Raw genomic sequence first — 22,774 nt, 5'->3', positions numbered from 1 at the left:
CCTGATCTCCATGTTGCCAAATTAGATCGTCTTGAGGAGGAAGGTTTATTTTGACCAAAACTCCAACGAAGCGCCAGCGCGATTCGGAAGAATTCTCGGAACAACCCTGTCTGTATTCATTTCAATACTTCTCGCTTGGCCCTTGACTATCCACTACACTCACTAAGCGCTTGGCACGAGAAGCGACAGCGGCACAGATCGAGGAATCGTCAGCCAGAATTCTCGCCAGAGAGCTCCGATTTTTCTGATCTCAGCCCCGCCAAAACCGTGGAACGAACAACAAGAGCACCGTGAAAAGCTCCAGGCGCCCCAGCAGCATACCGAAAGATAATAGCCACTTGGCTCCATCTGGAAGCGACGAGAAGTTTCCTGCGGGTCCGATAATGTCTCCGAGTCCCGGCCCGACATTCGCCAGTGCGGTCGCAGCACCCGAAGCACTGGTTAGGAAATCAAGCTCGAAGGCCATGAGCGCAATCGTGAGCGCTGCGTAGCAGACAAAAAACACGGAAAAAAACGCCACGACTGAACCGACGATCTCGTCGTCGAGCTGACGATCTCCGTAATAAAGAGGAAAGACCCCTCGTGGATAAAGCAGGCGCAGAAAATAGGCCCTCAGCATCACTCCCATGGCCTCGAAGCGGAAAATCTTGATCCCACCCGCTGTCGAGCCGGTACACCCTCCGACGAATGTAAGGCCGAAGAAGACACCGATCGCCACATTGCCCCACATCGAATAATCCGTCGAGGCATAGCCGGTGGTGGTCACCACTGAAACCACGTTGAATGCGGCGTGTCGGAAAGCCGGCTCGACATCGTATTTCCCTGAAAGGGCGAGCCAAAGCCCGAGAAGCAGGATCACCAGCCCGAGAAAGCTCAGCAGCGTCCTGACCTGGCGATCCCAGAGCGCCTTGCGGTCACCCGCTACAAAGCGGACATAGAGCACGAATGGAACGCTGCCTGAGAGCATGAAAAGCGTTGCGAACCATTGTATGCCATTTGCTTCCCAGGTTCCGAATGAGCCGTCGGAGGTCGAATATCCGCCGGTGGCGACCGAAGTCAGTGCATGCGCGACCGCATCGAAGGGTCGCATCCCGGCCAGCCAATAGGTGAGCGTCGCCAGCAGTGTCAGGCCCATATAGACGGCGCCGATGGTCATGGCGATCTGACGCACACGCGGCATCGCCTTTTCAGAACGGTCAGAGGACTCCGTGCGGAAGAGCTGCATGCCGCCAATGCCCAGGGCGGGCAGAATAGCAATCGCTGTCGCGATGATCCCGATGCCGCCCATCCATTGCAAGATGGCCCGCCAAAGCAGCAGGCCGGGCGGCGCATCGTCCAGGCCGGCAATCACCGTAGCGCCGGTGGTGGTTATGCCTGAGACCGCTTCGAAGACGGAATCGGGCAGACTGCGGCTGACGATGCCGTAGTCGGAGAAGAAGAACGGCATCGCGCTCACGGCGGCAACGCCGAACCAGCTCATGGGCGTCAGCATGAACGCCTGTCGAAGCGTCAGCCCTGCCTTCAGCGATTTGCGGCTTGAGTAAGTGAGAACGCCGCCGATGCCTGCGGACAGCGTCGAAGCGAGAGCGAAAGCGCGCCAGTCCGAATTGCGATAATAAATGTCGACAAACAGCGGAAACGTCATCATCGCAGCCGTCGCCAGAAGCACCAACCCGACGAGAAACAGGATCGGCTTCGTTCCCGGAACAGACATGGAGACGCGCGATACGCCGGTTTGGCGAGCCCGAGCCATCAGGCGGGCCTCCTCGTGGCGCCGAGCAGCGCTTCCGCGAGTTGGAGATAGCTGTAGGTGACAAGAGCCACCACGTGGTCACCAATCTTCAACTGAGTGTCCCGACGCGGAATCATGACATCGCCGTCTCTTACGACAGCGCCGATCTTCATTCCTCGCGGAAGGCCCAGTTGATCGATGGGTCGAAGCAGGAGCCTAGAACCTTCCGTGATTTCGGCTTCGATGACTTCGCCGAAATCCTCGCGCAAGGTGTAGAGGGCAGCGATCGAGCCATGCCGGACATGGCGCAGCACGGTGGAGATGGTCACCGCGCTGGGGCTCACCACCGAGTCGATGCCGAGTGTCGGGATCAGCCTCTCGTAGTTTCGCTTGTTGACGAGGGTGATGGCGCGTTTGCATCCGGCCTCCTTGGCGAGAACCGAGGAGAAGATGTTGGTTTCATCGTCATTTGTCACCGCCACGATAGTTTCCGACAGCCCGGCTTGCGCGTCCTCGAGAAGTGCTCCGTCCAGCGCGTCGCCGTGCAGAACGACTGCAGCCGATCCGAGCTCGCTCGACACATATTCAGCGCGTTCGCGGTTCTGCTCAATGATCTTGATGTCGACCTGCGGGGCTGTTTTGCGGATCTTTTGCGCCAGATGCAGGCCGATATTGCCGGCTCCGACAATCACAAGTTTCCTCGCGACCCTTTCTCTGTGGCCGAAAGCAGCCATTACATCTGCAACCTTGTCGGACCTGGCGATCACGTAAACGTCGTCGCCGACTTCTATGCGATCATGCTCGTCGGGCACAAAGCTGCGTCCCTTTCGGATCACGGCGACAATTGACATCCCATCGAACTGATCGCTTTCCGAAATATCGACGAGCCGCTCGCCAACGACCTGACACCGCGGTTGCTCGGTATGAATGCCTAACAATTCTACGCGCCCATCGGCCATGGGGACCATATCGAAAGCGCCGGGCGTTCGAAGCCGTCGGGCAATGCCCTCGGCGATCTCGATTTCGGGCGAGATGATGACATCGATTGGAAGATGCTCGGCGGCATAGAGTCCAGACTTGTCCTGTTCGATATAACCGGCATGCCTCAGCCTTGCGATCCGTCGTTTGACCCCGAACAGCGAATAGGCCATCTGGCACGCGACCATGTTGACCTCGTCCGAGCGGGTCACCGCAATCAGCATGTCGGCATCCTGAGCGCCGGCTTTCCGGAGCGTTCTCGGATGTGAGGCATGTCCAACCACGCCTCGAACGTCGTAGCTTTCGTCGACGCGCCGGATCAGATCTCGATCCGTGTCGATGACCGTGACGTTCATGCCCTCTGTCGCCAGATGCCGGGCGATTGTCGTCCCGACCTGGCCGGCGCCGCAAATGACGATTCGCATTTCGGTCTCCAAGTTTTCCCGAACCCGTAGCTTCTGAGAGACTTGAAGCCAAGCTTGACCGACCTTTTGGAGACCTTCCGGCAGGGACGCATAGAACGGTGTTCTGATTTGATTGTATGCAGATCTGGCTGAGAGCGCGGCGCGTCTTGCAGTGTTGGCGAACAAATCCGGCTGCGCTATCGTGTGTCAGCGATGAAGTTGCATGAGCGCCAACGAGCGCTTCCTGGAGAATGGCGGAGATGGCGTCTGCGGCAAGGTTGATGGTTGAACGAGGATCGATTCGAGACCAATCGCAGGATTGGGGCGATTACGAATTCGTCTCGCTTCCATCGCCGGGAGATCGAATTGCAGCCCAGCATGACGGAACGACACACTATCTCACGGTAATATGCGTACATCATCGGCCGAAGGGCCTATCGACTGGAGCAAAGCAGGACACGGTGGGGTCACCGTCAGCCGAGGTGGTGGCCAAGTGGACAAGCTCTGACTGATTCGTCCCCCGGTGGTCCGCGAAAGGATCGTATCTCGCTGCGATGCGATCTGGCCCCATAGATCGCCAAAGCCAAGTGATCGAGCTTGCCTGGATCGCTACGCTGTCCCAGTTCTGCGATGAGCGGCGACGTCAGAAACAGTGCGATCCGATAAGCGCGCTGATCTTTTCGGGCAGTCCGTGCGGTGCTTTCACCGTGTCCTTTAGGCCATGCCTTGCCATGGAAATTTCCTCCAGTCCGAGCACTTCGCTGCATTGAACCACGATAGCGGGCCTGCTCAAAGATCGACATCGGTTGCGACAATCGGCGACCGGCGGTATTGACACCCGAGACCCGGGCGATATTTCTTCGGCGAGCGTGTGCTGCGTGCGCGGGGAGAAATCCCCACTACGGAGAACGAGACGATCCGTTTTCCCGAGGTTTGCATGCCGACGCATCTTTCCATCAACCGCCGCCCGTTCTCCACTCTCAGGGATTTCCTCGACAGTCAGGCGGCCGGCGGCATCGTCCTGATGTTCGCTGCCGCTCTGGCGCTTGCCCTGGCGAACTCGACACGGGCGCCGACCTATTTCGCCGTCTTGCAGGTCTATGTCGGACCGCTGAATGTCCTGCACTGGATCAACGACGCCTTGATGGCGCTGTTCTTCCTTCTCGTCGGGCTGGAGATCAAACGTGAGGTGCTCGATGGGCAGCTTGCGACGTGGGGGCGACGTGTCTTGCCCGGCGTTGCGGCTCTTGGCGGCATGGTTGTTCCGGCGCTGATCTACTTCGCCTTCAACGCCGACAATGCTCAGGCCGTGCGAGGATGGGCCATCCCATCCGCGACCGACATCGCATTCGCGCTCGGCGTCCTGTCCCTGCTTGGCAACCGGGTCCCGATGTCGCTCCGCATCTTCCTCACCGCGCTTGCCATCATCGATGACCTTGGAGCGGTGGTCATTATCGCGTTGTTCTATACCGGCGAGATCAATCTCTATGCGCTTGGCGGCGCGACTCTGATCCTTGGCAATCTGGTCCTGTTCAACAAAATGGGCGTGAGGGGCCTGTGGCCGTTTCTCGTGCTCGGCACGCTCCTATGGGTCCTGTTCCTGCGATCTGGCGTTCACGCGACGCTAGCGGGCGTTCTTCTGGCGATGACGATACCGCTGCGCCGCCGGCCGGCGAGAACCGACGACCTTCATCATTCGCCCCTGCTGCGGCTGGAGCATGCCCTTCAGCCATGGGTAACGTTTGTCGTGCTTCCCGTGTTCGGCTTTGCGAATGCCGGTGTTTCGTTTGCCGGCCTTTCCGCTGAGGCGCTGTCCCATCCCGTCACCCTCGGCGTGACGCTCGGATTGCTGCTCGGCAAGCTTGTCGGGGTGTTCGGCAGCGCATGGCTTGCGATCCGGATGGGATGGGCTGACACGCCGATGGGGGCAACTTCGTCCCAGATCTTCGGCGTCGCACTGCTGTGCGGCATCGGTTTCACCATGAGCCTGTTCATCGGACTTCTGGCATTCGACGCGCAGCCTGCCCTTCAGGAGCAGACCAAGATCGGTATTCTCGCCGGCTCTGTCGTGTCGGGGTTCTTGGGGTGGCTGGTGCTTCGCATCGCGCCACGGGAAATCCCGCCGCCGCTCCATCAGCATTGAGGCGAACCGTCCAGTTGGAGGCAGATCACTCTTGAACAGTCATCTGATGAGCATGGAGGATGCGATGACCAAGCCGAAGCGAAAGCAGGACGCGGACCTAAGCGGCTTCCCGATCTGGCTGGTGCTGGCGGCAGCGATAATCGTGATTCTCATCGCCGTCGCACTTGTTCTGGAGTTCACCGCCAGCCGATAGCGAAAGAACGCCAGCGTCGCGAACGAGATCAGAAGAACCAATGCCGAAGGAGCGGCACGGCCAGAAGGAATAAGCAAATCGCGCAGATGACTATCGCGGCCTTGTCGCCCGCCCGTCGCGCCAGTTCCGCATCACGATCCATTTTCCTGAGGCTCCGTTGTGGCCGGACGCCAATCTAGCTTGATCGGTTCAAGGCGCAAGTTTCCTTGGGTGCAATACTGGCCCAAGGCACTCTGCACAACTTTCACATCGCAAGAGTCGAAGGCTTCATGAAATGCTACCATACACCTGCCCGGTTGCGGGGCGAAAGCATAATATTCGCTTCCAAGCGCTCGCATGCTGTCACAGTTGTCAGAGACAATTAGCAAGATACGCCCACTAGGCGGTAGGACCAATTGTGCAAAGTTTTCTCGGACAGCACACGCCTATTCAGCTTTCGCTTTGGCCTTGTGTCTCCGCTTGGCCGGCGCGGCCTCTGCGAGTACCGTTTTGACGGTCTTGCCACGTCGACGTGACGGCTTTTCGACTTCGTTCGATACTTTCGCTACGGGCGCTGGCGCTTCGACTGGCAGCGCTACCTTCCGTTTCCGCCCAAGGCCCCTCGTCTTCGCGAGCACCGAACGCGCTTTGGCATAGTTCGGTGCGACCATCGGATAATCGGCAGGCAGGCCCCACTTGGTCCGATACGCTTCCGGCGTCAGGCCATAATGCGTTCCGAGATGCCGTTTCATCGATTTGAACGTCTTCCCGTCCTCAAGACAGATTATGTACTCAGGCAGCACACTGCGCTTCGGATTAACGGCCGGTATGGGCTTGTCGGCTTCCGGTGCCGCCGGCGCCGAAAGCCCCGACAGCGCCGCCGCAACATCGGCGATAAGCGTCGGCAGCCCTGCAGCCGGCACGGCGTTGTTGGCTACATATCCGATGACGATATGTCTCGTCAGGTCCAATAGTTTTTCGGTCATGTACTTCCCCTCGTTATGTACAGAGCAGTAACGACACGCCGTAGGAGGCGCAAGACCGATCCTGGATCACGATAAGCGTCAAGCCGATCTCTGCGTTTCGATACGATCCGGTTATGCGGATCATGTCCACTGCGGGAATGTAGCAGGCCATGTCGCCGCCTTCCTCGATCTTCGCGCCGGTGGCTTTGGCGAAGGCTTCCGCCCGCTCGATGGGGTCGAAGGTAGGTTCGCCGGGAAGCGGCTGGCTGGTATCATCGAGCTTGAAGCCGTCGACCTGCGCGGCGTTGAAGACGAAGCTGGCGCGGGCCATCATGCGTTCGGCAAGTTCGGCTTCGCCGGTCTGCTCGTTGGTCTGCTGGTATTCGAGCTGCTTGTAGAAGACGATCAACGAGGATTTCTCGCCGCGTCGAACCTGGCAGCCGCGTTCCTGCCACTGGCGATACGTGCCCCACAGATGCGAGGGATAGTCGCAAGCCTGCGCTGCGACCCACAGCGAGACGATGTTGACGCCGTTGTAGGGTTTGGCCGAGGCGATGTTGACGGGCCGCTTCATCGAGCCGCCTTTGTTTCTGATCCACGGAAGCTGGAACTCGCCGGCAGTTTCAAGCGCGGCCACGATACGGTGGGTGACTTCCTGATGGACGTCGAACTTTTGTTGATTGCGGGACATTTGTCTCTCCTTTCGCTGTTTCCGGCCGCGACCGTCGCGGCCTGATGGCGTCCGGATTGCAGGGGGAGAGAGCCCCGGAACCCCGAGCGGAACGCGAGCGGGCGGGCGAAACGGAAAGACGGCGCATGCCGTTGCAGGGGCGAAAACCCCATGCGAGGACAGCCATGAATCAGGCCGCTCAAGGGCGCGGCCAGATCATGTCAGCGAAAGGAGAAATGGACCGTCGGACTCAGCGCGGACGCCGTCCGGTCACAAAAAAGCGTGTGATGGAAGACCGCGACGAGGTTCGGACGAACGTGTCAGAGCGGGTTTTCGGGCCGATGAGTGATGGCTAGCTGGCAGAGTTTCATCCCGATGCCTCAGCTTCACTCTATCGCCGCCAACAAGGCATCAGTCGCTTCGATCTGCGTTCGGAAATAGCCGTCATGCCGGGTATAACCGGCCTCGCGATAGACTTCCCACGCGGCAGCGATGGCGGCGCGTCCTTCCTCGACATCGGACTTTCGCCGCGACCGCTTGCCTGTTTCCACCAGGGTGCCGCCGAGATTGTTCTGCGTCTGCGCCCAGTCGAGCGGGACGCGCTTGCGGGTGCGCTCCTGAAGCGCGGAGCGAAAGGCCGCGACGGCCTCCTCCAGCCGCGCCGTGCCGCTCTCGCGTTGGCCGAGGGTCCAGAGCGCATTGCCGAGATTGTTCTGCGTTCCCGCCCAGTCGAGCGGCACGCGCTCACGGGTGCGCTCTTCCAGCGCAGCGCGATAGGCGGCGATCGCCTCCCCCAGCCGCGCTGTGCCGCTCTCGCGCTCGCCGAGCGTCCAGAGCGCGGTGCCGAGATTGTTCTGCGTCGTTGCCCATTGGAGCGGCACGCGCTCGCGGCTGCGCTCCTGGAGTGCGGCGCGGTAGGCGGCGACGGCCTGCTCCAACCGCGCCGTGCCACTCTCGCGCTCGCCGAGCGCCCAGAGTGCGTTGCCGAGATTGTTCTGCGTCGTCGCCCAGTCGCGCGGTGCGCGCTCGCGGGTGAGTTCCTGAAGCGCAGCGCGGTAGGCAACGACCGCCTGCTCCAGCCGCGCCGCGCCGCTCTCGCGTTGGCCGAGCGCCCGGAGCGCGTTGCCCAGATTGTTCTGCGTCGCCGCCCATTGGAGCGGCACGCGCTCGCGGGTGAGTTCCTGAAGCGCGGCGCGATAGGCAACGACCGCCTGCTCCAGCCGCGCCGTGCCGCTATCCCGCCCGCCAAGCGAGGAAAGCGCGTTGCCGAGATTGTTCTGCGTTCGCGCCCAGTCGAGCGGTGCGCGCTCGCGGGTGCGTTCCTGAAGCGCGGCGCGATAGGCAACAACCGCTTCCTCCAGCCGCACCGTATCGCTCTGGCGTTGGCCGAGCGTCGCGAGCGCGTTGCCGAGATTGAGCTGCGTCAGGGCCCAGTCGAGCGGCGTAGCCTCGCGCGAGGTCATGGACAGCGCCAGCCTGCCCGCCGCGATGGCCCGCTCCAGTGCAGCGTTGTCGCCCTTGTAGTTGCCGTGGTCGATCAGCGCCCATGCTTCGGCGAGCTTGTAGCGCCACGCGAGCCGGTCGTCCCATTTCTCGACAATCCGGAATGCTTCCGCGTAGTCCCCGGCAGCGGTCATATGGTCGAAGTTCAACGCCTTGGTCTCCGCGCTGCGTGCGTAGACTGCGGCGTCCTCGATGTTCCGCTGCCGCAGCAGCGCCTCCTGAGCCTCACGCATGGGACGCAGTTCCAGCACCCGTGCCTTGGCGCGCTCGCGGAAGGCATCGGCTGATGACAGCAGGCCCTCTCGCTCGGCCCGGTCGGCCAGGGCGGTCAGGCGCATGATATCGGCATCGGGGCTGTTGATCGCCTCGCGCTCGGCCAGCACCCTGGCGAAGCGCTCGGCCTCGTTGCGAAGTGTCTCCTCCAGTTCGGCGGGATCGTCCGGAACATCTCCGCCCATGGCGCGCAGGATGCCGTAGACCGCATCCAGCGGCACGCCGCCTTGCGCCGCGACCCGCTCGACCTGCGCGCGGCGGGAGGCAGCGTCGGGCAACGCGGCGATGGTGAGCAGAAGCTGGCGTCGCTCGGTGAGCAGCGTGCCTTCCTCGCCTGCGACAGGGGCAGGCGCCCGCCCGAAATAGAGCAGCCTGCGCAGGTTTTCGTTGACCCAGGGCCGCTGGCGTCCTGAGGTTTTCAGGTATACCTCCTCGCCGACCATGCGCATCACCGCGCCGAACTCCTCGCCCGCCATCGCCTCCAGATGGCGAAGGATGGCCGCCGAATAAGGGCTGTTGCCGCCGGGCTCTCCGTCGAGCGCAGCGCGTCCCGGTTCAGCAGCGAAGCCGATTACCGTGCCGAAGCTCTCGACGCCGGGTTCCGGCTCTGTCAATCGCTGTGCGCCGCGCGTCTCGCCGAGGCCCGCTTCCCCGATCGGAAGGGGCTCGGCGGAAGCGTCAAGCCTCACCATCGCACCGGATGGAAAGGGATTGCCGCGGCATGCATCGAGCATGACGATGGTCAGCGGCACCGTCGCCTGAAGCTGCTCGATGAAGGACGAGATCGGCACCAACTTCTCGCGCGCCGCTTCCAGCGCGGACAGGTCGGCATCGACGGGCACAAGGAAGTTCTCGCCGCCCGCCTCAATACCGTGCCCGGCATAGTATATGACAGCAACGTCTGTGCCCTCGGCATCTTCGATGAAGTCGCGCAGGTCGCGGACCAACCGTCGCCCGTCGCGATCCGACGACAGTTTCGTCTCGAAGCCGAGATCGTTCAACAGGCTTTCAATAGCACGAGCATCGTTGGCCGGGTTGGGCAAGGCCGACAGGTGCTTATAGGCCGAGTTGCCGATCACCAGCGCCACGCCGCGCAAGGTCTGCGCGCTGCCCGCGCCGGCGGCCGAAAGCCAGAGGGCAAGCAGAAGCACGAAACGGCTGGCGAAGAGCGCGCCCGCCTTCGTCCACATGCCGGAAAGAGCGAACGCCATGCCTGACCTCACCCACAAGCCGGCCGCAACCTTCCCCGAGGTTATGGCAGAATGAGGGTCGGGCGTGCCGTCTCGGCAGTCTATGGGAAACCTCGTGTGAGGTGAATAGCTATCGGCGCTGTGCGCGCGGGAGTATGAGCCCGAGAGCGACGCGGCACGGCGGACCCGACGCCCACCGAGACATAGTCTTTGACGCTTCTCTGCGTGGGCGGAGCAACATCGTTGCTGGCCGCCGCCTCACTGTTCACAGGTGCTGCGGCTGCGCTTGCCGCTTTGGCAAGACGAAACTGTCGATCGCGACCTTGCCGGGCCCGAAGACGATGAGCGCGAGGGCCATCGCGGCCCAGGGCAGATGGAAATTCGCCCACCCCTCCGGCACGGTGAACTGAATCACGGCGGTCATGGCGAGCAGGCCGAGCGCGGCGAAACGCGTGCCGAGGCCGAGCACCAGCAGGATCGGCAGCACGATCTCCGCGATGCCGGCGAGCGTCGCGGCGGCGAGCGGGAACGGATAGGGATACTGGCTGCCGAGGATGTGTAGCCGGAACTCGTCGACGAAGAGGAACTTCGCGCCGTCCGACAGCGTCAGGAAGCCGTCCCATTTGGTCAGGCCGGATTTGTAGAAGGGCACGGCGAGCGCTATGCGAAGCGCCAGCAGGGGAAGCGAGGCCGGTATGGAGGCCAGCCATCTTTCGGCCCGGTCGCTCGCCGCCAGCAGCGGGTTGAGCCGCCGCGCTGGCATGGGTTCGGTGGTCATTGTTGTTCTCCCTGATCTATGGCGCTGAATGCGCCGAGCGAGACGAGCCCGACAAGCGCGGCACCGAAGTCGAACCGCGGATCGGATGAGGCGGCTTGCGCGGCCTCGCCCAGCGTCTTGCCTTGCAGGAGCGCGGCCGCGAAGCCGGCATCGCGCGCCGGAACGACGTGGACGCGCACCTCCAATTGCGGGCGCGCGACGAGCGCGATTTCCGGCTGCCAATTGCGGACCGACGTCACCTCGTCGCCCTGGTGCGCGCCCCAGATCGTCCCGATCGGATAGTCGGAGCGGATCAGCCGCGCGGCGGGGTGTGGTGTCAGTCTCGCTGTTTCCAGCCTTTCCGGCGCCAGCGAGCCGAGATCGGCGGGCGTGACCGGAGCGGCGTCCGCCGCGTGATAGGCGTCTGTCCACGCTGCCTCCAGCCGGGCCACATCGGGCAGGTAGCTGAGTGATGCCGCAGGCGCGAACGCGGCGATGAATTCTGGGAAGTCGCCGCCATAGGCGAACATCAGCGGCGTGGCCGGCTTGTACTCCTGTGCGTAGGCGCGCGCCATGGCGCGGAAGAACGCCGCGCCGACCAACCGCTCCGTCACCGGGAAGCGCCGGGCAAGCGCATTCGTGAGGCCGACGAAGACGTTGTTGCGATAGACCGCGAACCGCGCCTCGTCGGCCCCGCCCCGCGCCGAAGTGATGCCGGCCGGCACCGGCGAACCGGGATCGAGCAGCGCCGCCGCGAAAGCATCCTGGCCGGCCGCGAGCGCCATGGCTCAGGCCGCCTTTCCGCGATTGCGACGCATGGCTTCCTCAGCGAGCAGCGCGTCGACGCGCCTTGCTTCCGCAAGGAGGGTCGGGAAACCGGGCACGTCATTGTCCCATTCGATCAGGGTCGGCAGCGGGCCGCTACGCGATAGCGTGTGGCGGTAGAGCGCCATCACGTCGCTTCTGACAGCCGAGCCATGTGCGTCGATCAGCAGCCGGTCGCCCGCGCCGTCCACCGTCTCGTCGTAGCCGGCGAGATGAATCTCGCCGACGCGCCCTATGGGAAAGCAATCGATATAGGCGAAGGGGTCCAGCCGATGGTTCACCGCCGACACCATGACGTTGTTGACGTCGAGCAGCAGCCCGCAGCCGGTCCGCTCCGCGACCGTGTCGAGGAAATCGATCTCGTCGATCGTGCTCTCGGAAAACAGGACGTAGGTGGACGGATTCTCCAGCAGCATCCTGCGGCCGAGCGCCTGCTGTGTCTGGTCCACATGCTCCGTCACCCGCGCCAGCGTCTCTTGCGTATAGGGCAGCGGCAGCAGGTCGTTGAGAAAGCCGGTGTCATGCGTCGACCAGGCGAGATGCTCGGAGAAGCTTGCGGAACGGTAGCGGTCGATCAGGACACGGAGCCGCTTCAGATGCGCGTTGTCGAGCGATCTCGCCGCGCCGATCGACAGGCCGACGCCGTGCAGCGACAGTGGATAGCGCTCCACGATCGCTTCCAGATAGCGATGCGGCGGGCCGCCGGCGCCCATGTAGTTCTCGGCATGCACCTCGAAGAAGCCGACATCCGGCGCATCGGCGAGGATCGCGTCATAGTGCTCGGGCTTGAGGCCGAGGCCGGCGCGGGCGGGCAGGCTTGGGGTTCTGTCGGGCATGGGCGTCGCTCCTTGCAAGGCCGAAGCAGGTCGGGAGGCGCGGCCGAACCGCGCCTCCCCTCGGATCAGCTTTTCTTCGGCTCCAGCGAGCCCATATGGCCGTCGACGTTCATCGACGCGCAGGTGCCGGCCGGCACGGCCTTCCAGGCGTTGCCCTGATAGTCCATCGTCGAGGTACCGGCGCAAGTGGTGCCGGCGCCCGCCGCGCAGTCGTTCTGGCCCTTGAGCGCGATGCCGTAGCACTTCTCCTTTCCCGACATGTACTCGGCCGACACCGGCGCAGCGTATGCGGCCGAGGCGAGCGCGGCGGTCAGCGACCCGGCAAGGGTGAGAGCGAGGGTGGAACGGTTCATGCTGGAATATCTCCTCTGAGGTGTTGTCCGCGCGCCGGTCGCCGGCCGCGTAACGATCTCTTCGCGTGCTGCGCGTTCTGCGTTACGCTTGGCGCCGACACAAATTCGTGATCGAGTCGATCACTGCGCTGCCATGTAACGAAGTGCCTGCTGCGTGCGTATTGCCGGAGGGAAGCGGCGATGAGCGAAAGCGAGGAGGCCGAACTGGCGGTTCTCCTGCGGGCCGCCGTCGGCGGCGACGAGAGAGCCTATGCGGCGTTCCTGACTCGCGTGGCGGCGCGCGTCCGTGTCTTCGCGCGGCGCAGGATCACGCAGGGCGGCGTGGACCCCGAAGATATTGTGCAGGAAACCTTGTTGGCCATACACACCAAGCGACACACCTGGATCACTGATGCGCCGGTCCTGCCGTGGGTCAACGCCATCACCCGGCACAAGCTGGTCGACGCCTTCCGGCGCCAGGGTCGGCGGACGGAGGTCGATCTCGCCGACCACGCCGACACCCTCGCGCAGACGGAGGCTGAGACGATGATCAGCCGCGATGTAGGCCGTGCCCTGGACGCCCTTGCGCCGGGCCAGCGGGCCGTGGTCTCGGCCATATCGGTCGAAGGCCATTCGATCGCGGAGACGGCAATGAAGCTAGGCATGAACGAGACCGCCGTGCGCGTGGCGCTGCATCGGGGTCTCAAGGCGATCGCCAAAAGATTCGGACGGACGGCATGAAGACGGAAGATCTCATCAAGGCGATCGCCACCGACACATCCGCCCCCGCAATGTCGATGGGACGGGCCTGGCGTGTGTCGGTAACGGCCGCCGTCGCGGTCGCGGCGGTGGTTTTCTTCGCGATGATCGGTCCTCGGCCCGATATTGCAAGCGCCGTGGAAACTGTCCGCTTTTTGCTGAAGCCGGCCGTTGCCATTTTCCTTGCGGCCAGCGCATTCGTGGCGCTTGCGGCTCTCGCGCGCCCCGTCGCCGCCGGCAGTGCGGCCATCGTCGTTCTCGCGGCGGCGCCGCTTCTGCTCCTTGCCGCGGTTGTGATCGAAATGGCAGTTGTTCCTCCCGGCCAATGGAGCGCCCGGCTGGTCGGCAGCAACGCTATTGTCTGCCTTACCTATATCCCGCTGATCGGCTTCGGCCCACTGACTGTCTTCCTACTCGCTCTGCGCCATGGGGCGCCGACGCGTCCCGCGCTTGCCGGAGCAGTGGCCGGTCTTCTTGCTGGGGGCATCGCGGCCACTTTCTACGCGATGCACTGCACCGACGATTCCCCGCTGTTCGTCGCGACGTGGTATACGATCGCGGTCGCCGGTCTTGCTATTCTCGGCGCACTCGCCGCCCCGCGCATCGCGCGCTGGTGACAAGCTGGCTCGCAGATAGGCGTGCGCCTCACAAAAGTCTCGCGACCAATCTCCGTCTTTAGCCCGGCCTGCTCTCGTGGTTTAATGCCGATCGAACGTCACGAGATTGGAGGAGTTCTCATGGCAAGATATCGTCCAAAGGACACAGCGGAAACGCCTTACGGTCTGCCGGAGAAGATCGGAACCGTGCTTGGAGCGATTGTGGTCGCTTTCGCCGTTGCGACGATGGTCTACGCCATCGGCTCGCACTATGTCTAACATAGTCGCCTAGGCCAGAACGGCGTAAGAGACTCGCACCAGACTCTGAGACCTGCAGAGATCGTATCTTCTGACGTGGTATCCGATTTTCTTCATTCGACATTGCGGTGCGGCGGCGGAAATTCAACGGGTTGCGGTCGATATAACCTCGGTCCGGCTCCGACGTAGTTCGTCCGCGATGAACAATCGTGAAAGGGCGTGATAGAGCGGCTCCCGCGAGATCAGCCGCGCCGTGCCGTAGCCGAGCATCGAGGCGGCCATCAGCGGTATCACATTGTCATGGTTGCCGGTCATCTCAAGGATGATCACGAAGGCGGTCATCGGCGCCTGCACCACGCCGGCGAAGTAGCCGGCCATGCCGAGGATGGCGGCGAGCCCTATGTCGGACCCGAGCGCCATGCCGATGGTCGACCCCAGCCCGGCGCCGACTGAAAGCGAAGGCGCGAACAGTCCGCCCGGAATGCCCGAGACTGTGGATGCGAGGGTGACCGTGAACTTGGCGAGGAAGTAGAAAACCGGCAGTTGCCCGCCCTCTATCGCGCCGCGCGCCTCGGCGTAGCCGGTTCCGAAGGTCGATCCGCCACAGGCCACGCCGACAAGCGCGACGAGCAGACCCGCGCAGCTCGCGACCAGCAGGGTCCGGCCGAACGGATCGTGAGTACGCCAGCGCCGGATGCGGCGCGTGATCCGAAGGGTCACGCTGGAGAAGACCGCCCCCAACGCGCCGCCTGTGACGCCGCATGCGAATACGAGAGGCCAGTCTCCCGGAAAGCTCGCGGTCGCGCGCGTAACGCCGAAATAGGTGTAGTTGCCGACAATCGCCAGCGAGGCCAGGCCCGCGAGTATGACGGCCGAAAGGATCAGGCCGTTCGTGCGCGCCTGATAGGCGCGGCCCATCTCCTCTATGGCGAACACGATGCCGGCCAGCGGCGTGTTGAATGCGGCGGCGATGCCGGCGGCGGAGCCTGCGAGGATCAGGCCGCGCGCCTGCGCCATGCCGCCCCAGCGGGCAGCCTGCAGCATGATCGATGCGCCGACCTGCACCGTCGGCCCCTCCCGGCCGATCGAGGCTCCGCACAAGAGCCCGCAGATGGTGAGGGCGATCTTGCCGAACACCATCCTGAGCGACAGAAAACGGCTGCGCTCCCGATCGTCGCGCAGATGCCGGGCGGCGATCGCCTGCGGAATGCCGCTGCCCTGCGAGCCGGGAAAGAAGCGAAACGCCATATAGGCGCAAACCACGAATCCGGCGGGCGTCAGGACCAGCGGCAGGAAGCGCCGCCAACCCTCACCGCCGACGGCTAGAAAGAACAACGCCTGCGCCTCGTCGGCGAGATGGGCGAAGGCGGCGCTGCCGACGCCGACCGCCAGGGCGCCCGCCCAGAATACCAGCCGGGGTTTCCAGACTCGTGGCGAAATCACCATCGCGCGGGAGCGTCGGACGAGGCCGATCCGGGTTGCGGGCCGCCGCACTACAGTCTTCTCCCTCTATGTAGACAAGGACATGCACCGTTGACGCCGGAGGTGCAAGGCGAATCCACCGCACTCCTCTGCGCCGCGCAAGATCATTCAGGCCAAACGGCGTCGCTTAATGCCGGCTTGGGCTCGCTCCGTCACGGTCGCCGTCGGCATCCCAGGAGATCCGATCGGAAGACAGAATCTGGAGGTCCTGTCCGCTCGGGCTCTGGAAGACGCGCAGGCCGAACTCCGGCAGGATGGCGTAGAGGTGGTCGAATATGTCGGCCTGGATGCCCTCGTAGGCCGCCCAGGCCGTCGTGTTCGTAAAGCAGTAGATTTCCAGCGGCAGACCCTCCGGACCGGGAGGAAGCTGACGCACTATGATCGTCATGCCATGATGCACGCCGGGATGATTGCATAAATAGGCTTCCACATAGGCGCGGAAAGTGCCGATATTGGTGGCGCGTCGCGTGTTGGCGGGAACTTTCGCGCGCTCGCCGAGCTTGCCATTCCATTCGGCCAACTCGGTTTGCTTATCGGCCAGGTAGGTCTCCAGATGGCCGAACGACGCCAGCCTTTCGTGATCCTCCGGCGAGAGGAAGCGGATGCTCGTCTGGTCGATGTTCAGCGCGCGCTTGATCCGCCTGCCGCCCGACTCCTCCATGCCGCGCCAGTTCTTGAACGGCTCCGTCACCAGCTTGCGGATCGGCAAGGTGGTGACGGTCTTGTCGAAGTTCTGCACCTTGACCGTGTGCAGCGCGATCTCGATCACGTCGCCATCGGCGTTCTGGCCGGGCATCTCGATCCAATCCCCGACGCGCACCATGTCGGTGGACGATATCTGGATGCCGGCCACAAGCGACAGGAGCGTGTCCTGGAACACCAGGATGAGGACGGCGGCCATGGCGCCGAGACCGGACAGCAGGATCAGCGGCGACCGATCGATCAGCGTGGCGATCATCAGCAGCGCCGCGATGACGTAGACGACGATCTTGACGACCTGCACATAGCCTTTGATCGGCTTGAGCTTCGCATCCGGCCTGCGGTGATAGATAGTGTCGACGATGTTGAAGGCCGCGCCGATGGCCATCGCCACGGTGAGGATCATGAAGGCGTTCGCGACGTTTCTGACCACCACGGCAACGAAGGCCGGAAGGTTCGGCACGAGCATGATGCCCGTCGAGATCACCAGGGCGGGCATGACGTTCGCCAGACGCTCGATGAAGCCGTGACGGCGCAGTTCGGGGTCGCGGCCATAGGCGGTGTACGAAAGCACCCGATTGAGCACGCGGACCAGCAGCGCCTTCACCACATAGTTGGCGAAAAGCGCGGCGAGCACGAGCGCGACAAGTGCTACGCCAGTCATGAGAGCCGGATGGATTTCCGGGAGGTTGGAGATCATCGTCCTGTCCTGAAGTCTACGTGCAGCCGGGCCTTGCGAGCCGACCGCCAAAGGGTCGTCTTTTGGCAGCGGCCCTATGCCGCCGCGCCGGCCTCGCCCCCGAGGCGCGATGCGAGTTCGCGCATACGCCTGCTGAGGTTCTCGATGTCCTGCGACATCTCACGGACTGCTTGCCTGAGGTCTCCCGGATCGCTGTCGGTCGTCTGTTCCAGGGGACCTTCCCCGAGACCGGTCAGCAGCCAGGTTGGGCTGACGCCGAGGATGCCGGCCATCATCGTCAGCCTGTTTGCGCGTGGAATAGAGCGGTCGCATTCCCAGGCGTTCCAGCTCGATGGAAGAACGCCAAGTCGCCTTGCCGCGTCCTCCACGGAAATCGCCTTTGCTTCGCGGGCCAGCGATATGCGGCCGCCGAGCGTGTCGTCACAATGGGGCGGATTGTGATCGCCAAACATAATTCATTCTCCGTTGGTTCAAATCTGGAAAAAGCAGCATGGACCCGACGCGCAGGCGCGCGGCAGGCCTGTGCGTGCAAAGGAGGGTTGTCTCAGGCGCTCTGCAATGCGGCTCTCTCCGAGGAGAGCCCCTTCCAGATGGCGACGCACATGCCGAGCAGCACCAGCGCGAACGGTATGCCCGTGGTGATGGCGGCAGCCTGCAAGGCAGCGAGCCCGCCGGCCAGCAGAAGCACGATTGCCACCAGTCCCTCGAAGATCGCCCAGAATACGCGCTGCGGAACGGGCGCGTCCACCTTGCCGCCCGCGGTGATGGTGTCGATCACCAGGGAACCGGAATCGGACGAGGTGACGAAGAAAACCACCACGAGGACGATGCCAATGAACGACGAGATCGCGGCAAGCGGCAGGCCTTCGAGCATGATGAAGAGCTGCAATTCCAGCGACGCATCGGCAATCGCGCTCGAACCCTGCTCGATGATCTGGTTGAGGGCGGCCGTGCCAAAGGTCGTCATCCACAATATGCAGACCGCCGACGGGATCAGCAGTACGCAGATCAGGAACTCCCGCACCGTCCTGCCGCGCGAAACGCGGGCGATGAACATGCCAACGAAGGGCGACCACGATATCCACCACGCCCAGTAGAAGGCCGTCCAGCCGTCGAAGAAGTGCTGGTCGGTTCGTCCAAATGGATTGGAGAGCGCGGGAAGATTGACTACGTAGGCGGCGAGATAGTCGAAGAAGCCGGTGATGATGGCCAGGGTCGGCCCGACGAGGATAACGAATAGAAGCAGTAGCGCCGCAAGCGCCATGTTGATTTCGCTCAGCCGCTTGACGCCTGCGTCGAGGCCGGCAACCACCGAGAAAAGCGCGATGCCTGTAATGCCGATGATCAGCAGCACCTTGGAAATATCGGTGACCGGCAGGCCGAACAGGTGATTGAGGCCGGCATTGGCCTGCTCCGCGCCGATGCCGAGAGACGTCGCCAGGCCGAACAGGGTCGCGAAGACGGCAAGCACGTCGATGATGTGGCCGGGCCAGCCCCATACGCGCTCGCCCAACAAAGGATAAAAGGCGGAACGGATGGTCAGCGGTAGCCCGCGATTATAGGCGAAGAACGCCAGTGCAAGGCCGACGACGGCATAGATCGCCCATGGGTGCAGGCCCCAGTGGAAGATGGTCGCAGCCATGCCGAGCCTGCGCGCGGCTTCGGCGTCGCTGGCCGCGCCCGACAGCGGCGCCCAGCTTTCCGGCGTCCCGGCATTGGCTGCGAAGGAGGAGGTGAAGTGTGAAACCGGCTCGGAAACGCCGTAAAACATCAATCCGATGCCCATGCCGGCAGCGAACAGCATCGCGAACCAGCCGGTATAGGTGAAGTCCGGTGTGGCGTCCTTGCCGCCGAGCCGAATGCTGCCGAACGGCGTGAAAATCAGGACGATGCAGAAGATCACGAAGATATTGGCCGATATCGCCAGGAACCAGTCGAACGAATCTGTGACGGCAGGACGAAGCCATCCAAAAAATTCAGACGCCGGTCCATGAAAAATCGCGGCGAAGAACACGAAAAGCACGATGATACCGCCGGAGACGAAAAAGACCGGATTATGTATGTCGAGTCCGAATATCTCGACGTTGTCCTGGCCGACCTCATAGTCGGTTTCGCTCGGTAAACTCATCGGCAATTCCTTTCGATTTCCTGTCCAAAGGCCAATTCGGACACGTTCCTCCATCAGGGTACAGGGTGCGGTTATTCCATCCTTTGCAGATTATGGCAAATCGGAGAAGGAAAGACGACGCTCGCCAGCGTAACCTTGTTGAGATCAAAGGGCTATTTCACGTCGCGCCAATATTGATCAATTCTCTGAGTCCTCCAGCAACAGCGTCGCCGCTTCCAGGCGCAGCGAGACAGTTCGACGCTCCGAGAGATGGACAAGGCATTGAGAATGGCATTCCTGATTGAGAAGTATAAAATTACGAATGCTAATTGTTTCTAACAATAAAATAATCTAAAATTATTTCGATCGCGATGGCTTATTTTGGACCGTCGTTTCGCATTATTGTCATTTCTATTCATTTTGAATAGCCTAAAGGAGGAATTCACAAATCATAAAACCAAGCCGAGAGAACGGAAACGATTTTCTCCGTGAAAAAGCGAGGATGGAGCCAATATTTTCCCGCCAGATTCTCGCCAAGAATGATAGCTGGAAACCCGCCATTGTACTTATCAAGCGACCTACGAAACACTCAATTCGTCTGCGACCGGATGAACATGCAGCGGAAGATCTCGCTCCTATCAAGGCACGGCTCGATCCAAGTGAAGTAGGAAAGCAGGGCATAGCCGGCTAGGAACAGCGTCCAGATGAGGATGAAGAGCGCCGGCATCAGCACCGCGAAAGTGTGCCCGCCGGAAAAAGCGGTCTGCTGTCCATGAGCCTGCGGGACACATTGCGAATATAGTCCCCACTGCGCGTTTCGCCGGTCCCAGGCGGTAATGGCGTCCGTTGTCGAGCGCCTCGACGCCAGTATCCCCATGAAGGATACGAGACCGATGGACACGCCCATCATGCCGATCGCGAACAGGGACAGGCGGCCCAGTGGCACGATCTTCCGGGTTCCGTCCCAATCGAGGATCAGCAACAGCGTCATGGCGGAGATAATGAATCCCTGAAAGGTCGTGGTCCATGTCACCCGCTGATGAGTAATCTCGTCCTCGCGTTTTATCTCGTCGCGGAAATAGTCGTAGTATTTTCGGGCCAGTTCCAGGCGCTCTTCGTTGGCTTCAGGCACCGGAAACTCATCCTTGTCAGCAATCGACTTCGCCCCGGAAATCCACACATAAATCTGATATCCGGCGCGCAGCGGCGCGAAGACGATCAGCAACACGGAAAAAATCAGCAGGAGAGGAAATCGGGAGATCGAGAAGTACCACAAAGGCAGCCAGGCTATCGCGCATGTGAGGATCGCGAACAGGAGCGTGTAGAAGACGAAACTGCGAAACCCCGGAGATGCGATCGCCTTTATGCAGAGACTCAACACTGGTGTGCTCGCTTGTGAGATAGACGGAATCGAGCGCGATGCGCCTGACGGGATAGAAATTCCGGTCCCGTCGTGTGTCGTGTGTGGAGCGACGGGACCGGAATCACCGGGTAAATTCGCGCACGGAGTTAGCCGGGCGCGAAACCGTTGGCCGCCGGCCTTGACGGCGCTACATCGCCGGAGAAGTCGAGTTCGGCAGCCTTGGCGGCAGACGCGGCGACGGCGGCTTTCGGATCATCGGCGAGTTCGGGGATTTGCTGGCGCACGGCGTCGGGCATTTCCGCCTTCAGTTCCTCGCGGAAGCGGTCATGTTCCTCGCGTGTCATCTTGCCGGAGTCGAGACGTTCACGGGCCTCGTCCAGCTTCGCCTGATAGGCGAGGATTTCGGCCTGTTCACATTCCAGGGATTTCAGGAACTTTTTCTTAGCGTCGTACCCTTCCCAACGAGGCGCGCCGTCCGCGATCATGTCGGGGTCGATGATGTCGGGGCCGATCTCGACGCCGTATTCATCGAAGACGCGCATACCGTCCTCGGTCTTGAACACCCGGCGGCCGTCCGGCAGGACATAGGCTCTGTCCAGCATGTCATCCAATTGCTCACGGGCGTATGACTGCCGCTCCAGGTTGTCCTGCAATGCGGCGACCGTGGCGGTATCCAGACGATCGAGGTCCGCCCGGAAGTGGACGGTTTCAGCCGTGGTGAGAACCGCAACGGCCATGTCCAGACCGTCGGATGCCTGCGCGACGTCTTCCTTACGGTCACGCTTTTTCTGCTCGTCAAGCTGTCGTTGCAGGAAGCGTTGGAAATGCGCCGCATCGACACGGTGGGCGAACTCCCTGCTCAGCAACCCGGCTGCGCTCGTGCCCGTCATTCGCCACACTCCTGCTTGACCATCAACGCGACGATGGTGCCTGGCATCCGATCAGGGTATTTGCGAAACGTCGCCAGAATGCCGGCGGGCTGGTCGTTACTTGCGTAGTACCAATTGTAGATGCAGTTCATGCCACGCTCGTCCTTGCTGCCAGCGGCAATCGTGTCCTTGCGAAAACGTGCGTAAGCCAGACCTTCAATAACCCCGCTTATGAAGCCGGCTAGTTCATCCGCTTCCATTTTTTCCACGATGACACCGGCCGTCATCACCTGCGCGGTGGCCATGTTGCCATTTGCCAGCACCGATCCGGCGATCAGACCGCCTGCCAGTATATTTATCGGCTTTTGCTTCAACATAAACGACCGATTCTGTTGAAATTTTCATAATGTGTAAGAATTTGCTATAATATAGTAGAAATGAGAGTAAATATGGGCGACTGCAAAGCAGTCATTCCGGATAACCGAGGCAGGAAACAGGGACACGAAAAGGGTCAATTGTGTGACCGAGGGGTGCCAGAATGATAATTATAAGGCACTGAAAAACATGAGAAAAATAGGATATATGCGCGTCTCCACGGGCGAGCAGCGGCCCGACCGCCAGATCGACGGCCTCAAGGAAATCTGCGATGAATACTTTGTCGAAACCTTGTCAGCCGTCAGCCGGAAGCGCCCGATCTACCAGAAGGTCATCCGCTCGCTGAAGCCCGGCGATATGCTGGTGGTCTGGGACCTCGACCGCGCCTTCCGTTCGGCCAAGGATGCCCTCAACGAGCTGGACCTGCTTCAAAAGCGCGGAGTCGAGTTCAGGATCGCCAGCCTGAAGATCGATACCACCACACCGGAGGGGTATTTTGTCTATACGATTATGGGCGCGGTGGCCGAGTTCGAGCGGCGGAATCTCTCGCGACGGACCAAGCAAGGGCTTGCGGCCGCGCGCCGCCGGGGCGTGCGCCTCGGCCGGCCGCCCAAGCTGACGCAGGTGGAGCTGTTCGAAGCCCATTGCCGGATCGTGGCAGGAACCGCAACGCCGGCCGAGATCGCCGCCGAGCACGGCATGGCGGCATGGTCGGTGACGCGCGCCATCAACCGTTCGCTACAGACGTCGCCGCATTAGGTGTGCAATGGCGCGGTTTCGGGCAAG

At 62.1% G+C, this 22,774-nt stretch carries 20 protein-coding genes and 1 pseudogene; 5 read left to right on the top strand and 16 right to left on the bottom strand.

What is annotated here, in order from left to right; all coding sequences use genetic code 11:
- Window positions 1-250 precede the first annotated feature (250 nt).
- Together M9955_09040 and trkA are read right to left on the bottom strand one after the other, a co-directional pair.
- Entirely contained in the window at window positions 251-1,753 is a 1,503-nt protein-coding gene (locus M9955_09040; GenBank protein MCO5081787.1) for a TrkH family potassium uptake protein, read from the bottom strand.
- Window positions 1,753-3,135, bottom strand: coding sequence for a Trk system potassium transporter TrkA (trkA, locus tag M9955_09035; GenBank protein ID MCO5081786.1), 1,383 nt, complete (start codon window positions 3,133-3,135; stop codon window positions 1,753-1,755). Before trkA ends, M9955_09040 begins: the two co-directional genes overlap by 1 nt.
- 916 nt (window positions 3,136-4,051) lie before the next feature.
- On the opposite strand from trkA, the gene nhaA reads away from it, so the two are divergent.
- Window positions 4,052-5,257: a Na+/H+ antiporter NhaA gene (gene nhaA / locus M9955_09030; protein ID MCO5081785.1), complete on the top strand. Its 1,206-nt coding sequence runs from the start codon at window positions 4,052-4,054 to the stop codon at window positions 5,255-5,257.
- 771 nt (window positions 5,258-6,028) lie between these two features.
- Here nhaA and M9955_09025 read toward each other — a convergent pair.
- From M9955_09025 to M9955_08995, 7 genes and pseudogenes are all read right to left on the bottom strand, one after another.
- Window positions 6,029-6,415 (bottom strand): annotated as a pseudogene (locus tag M9955_09025) (MucR family transcriptional regulator).
- A gap of 13 nt (window positions 6,416-6,428) precedes the next feature.
- Window positions 6,429-7,085, bottom strand: a complete 657-nt coding sequence (locus M9955_09020; GenBank protein ID MCO5081784.1) for an ArdC-like ssDNA-binding domain-containing protein — start codon at window positions 7,083-7,085, stop codon at window positions 6,429-6,431.
- Between the two features lie 365 nt (window positions 7,086-7,450).
- Window positions 7,451-10,051: a tetratricopeptide repeat protein gene (locus M9955_09015; protein MCO5081783.1), complete on the bottom strand. Its 2,601-nt coding sequence runs from the start codon at window positions 10,049-10,051 to the stop codon at window positions 7,451-7,453.
- A 244-nt stretch (window positions 10,052-10,295) separates the two neighbouring features.
- Window positions 10,296-10,808, bottom strand: a complete 513-nt coding sequence (locus tag M9955_09010; protein ID MCO5081782.1) for a DoxX family protein — start codon at window positions 10,806-10,808, stop codon at window positions 10,296-10,298.
- On the bottom strand, window positions 10,805-11,572 hold the full coding sequence (locus tag M9955_09005; protein MCO5081781.1) for a DNA-binding domain-containing protein: 768 nt from the start codon (window positions 11,570-11,572) through the stop codon (window positions 10,805-10,807). The genes M9955_09010 and M9955_09005 overlap by 4 nt, the downstream gene beginning before the upstream one ends.
- Before the next feature lie 3 nt (window positions 11,573-11,575).
- Window positions 11,576-12,448, bottom strand: coding sequence for a DUF692 domain-containing protein (locus M9955_09000; protein MCO5081780.1), 873 nt, complete (start codon window positions 12,446-12,448; stop codon window positions 11,576-11,578).
- Between the two features lie 65 nt (window positions 12,449-12,513).
- The gene (locus M9955_08995) at window positions 12,514-12,801 is read right to left on the bottom strand and encodes a DUF2282 domain-containing protein (protein MCO5081779.1); all 288 of its coding nucleotides are present in this window, start codon (window positions 12,799-12,801) and stop codon (window positions 12,514-12,516) included.
- 180 nt (window positions 12,802-12,981) lie between these two features.
- On the opposite strand from M9955_08995, the gene M9955_08990 reads away from it, so the two are divergent.
- From M9955_08990 to M9955_08980, 3 genes are all read left to right on the top strand, one after another.
- Window positions 12,982-13,521: a sigma-70 family RNA polymerase sigma factor gene (locus tag M9955_08990; protein ID MCO5081778.1), complete on the top strand. Its 540-nt coding sequence runs from the start codon at window positions 12,982-12,984 to the stop codon at window positions 13,519-13,521.
- Window positions 13,518-14,156, top strand: coding sequence for an NrsF family protein (locus M9955_08985; GenBank protein MCO5081777.1), 639 nt, complete (start codon window positions 13,518-13,520; stop codon window positions 14,154-14,156). Before M9955_08990 ends, M9955_08985 begins: the two co-directional genes overlap by 4 nt.
- A gap of 120 nt (window positions 14,157-14,276) precedes the next feature.
- A complete protein-coding gene (locus M9955_08980) occupies window positions 14,277-14,414 on the top strand; it encodes a hypothetical protein (GenBank protein MCO5081776.1) in 138 nt (45 codons plus the stop codon).
- A 123-nt stretch (window positions 14,415-14,537) separates the two neighbouring features.
- Here the strand turns inward: M9955_08980 and M9955_08975 are convergent, their stop codons facing one another.
- From M9955_08975 to M9955_08945, 7 genes are all read right to left on the bottom strand, one after another.
- Complete coding sequence (locus tag M9955_08975; GenBank protein ID MCO5081775.1) at window positions 14,538-15,839, bottom strand: chloride channel protein; 1,302 nt, start codon at window positions 15,837-15,839, stop codon at window positions 14,538-14,540.
- A gap of 163 nt (window positions 15,840-16,002) precedes the next feature.
- Entirely contained in the window at window positions 16,003-17,274 is a 1,272-nt protein-coding gene (locus M9955_08970) for a mechanosensitive ion channel family protein (GenBank protein ID MCO5081774.1), read from the bottom strand.
- Between the two features lie 74 nt (window positions 17,275-17,348).
- Window positions 17,349-17,726 (bottom strand): helix-turn-helix domain-containing protein, encoded by a 378-nt coding sequence (locus M9955_08965; protein MCO5081773.1) that lies wholly within the window; start codon window positions 17,724-17,726, stop codon window positions 17,349-17,351.
- A 92-nt stretch (window positions 17,727-17,818) separates the two neighbouring features.
- Window positions 17,819-19,402: a BCCT family transporter gene (locus tag M9955_08960; protein MCO5081772.1), complete on the bottom strand. Its 1,584-nt coding sequence runs from the start codon at window positions 19,400-19,402 to the stop codon at window positions 17,819-17,821.
- A 568-nt stretch (window positions 19,403-19,970) separates the two neighbouring features.
- On the bottom strand, window positions 19,971-20,606 hold the full coding sequence (locus M9955_08955; GenBank protein MCO5081771.1) for a hypothetical protein: 636 nt from the start codon (window positions 20,604-20,606) through the stop codon (window positions 19,971-19,973).
- A 284-nt stretch (window positions 20,607-20,890) separates the two neighbouring features.
- On the bottom strand, window positions 20,891-21,634 hold the full coding sequence (locus tag M9955_08950; GenBank protein MCO5081770.1) for a hypothetical protein: 744 nt from the start codon (window positions 21,632-21,634) through the stop codon (window positions 20,891-20,893).
- A complete protein-coding gene (locus M9955_08945; GenBank protein ID MCO5081769.1) occupies window positions 21,631-21,990 on the bottom strand; it encodes a hypothetical protein in 360 nt (119 codons plus the stop codon). The genes M9955_08950 and M9955_08945 overlap by 4 nt, the downstream gene beginning before the upstream one ends.
- Before the next feature lie 187 nt (window positions 21,991-22,177).
- On the opposite strand from M9955_08945, the gene M9955_08940 reads away from it, so the two are divergent.
- Window positions 22,178-22,747: a recombinase family protein gene (locus M9955_08940; protein MCO5081768.1), complete on the top strand. Its 570-nt coding sequence runs from the start codon at window positions 22,178-22,180 to the stop codon at window positions 22,745-22,747.
- The last annotated feature ends 27 nt before the right edge of the window (window positions 22,748-22,774 follow it).

Source organism: Rhizobiaceae bacterium (assembly GCA_023953845.1).
Taxonomy (GTDB): domain Bacteria; phylum Pseudomonadota; class Alphaproteobacteria; order Rhizobiales; family Rhizobiaceae; genus Arvimicrobium.
The sequence above is the reverse complement of the archived record's forward strand: the minus strand, read 5'-3'. Positions and strand labels throughout refer to the sequence as shown.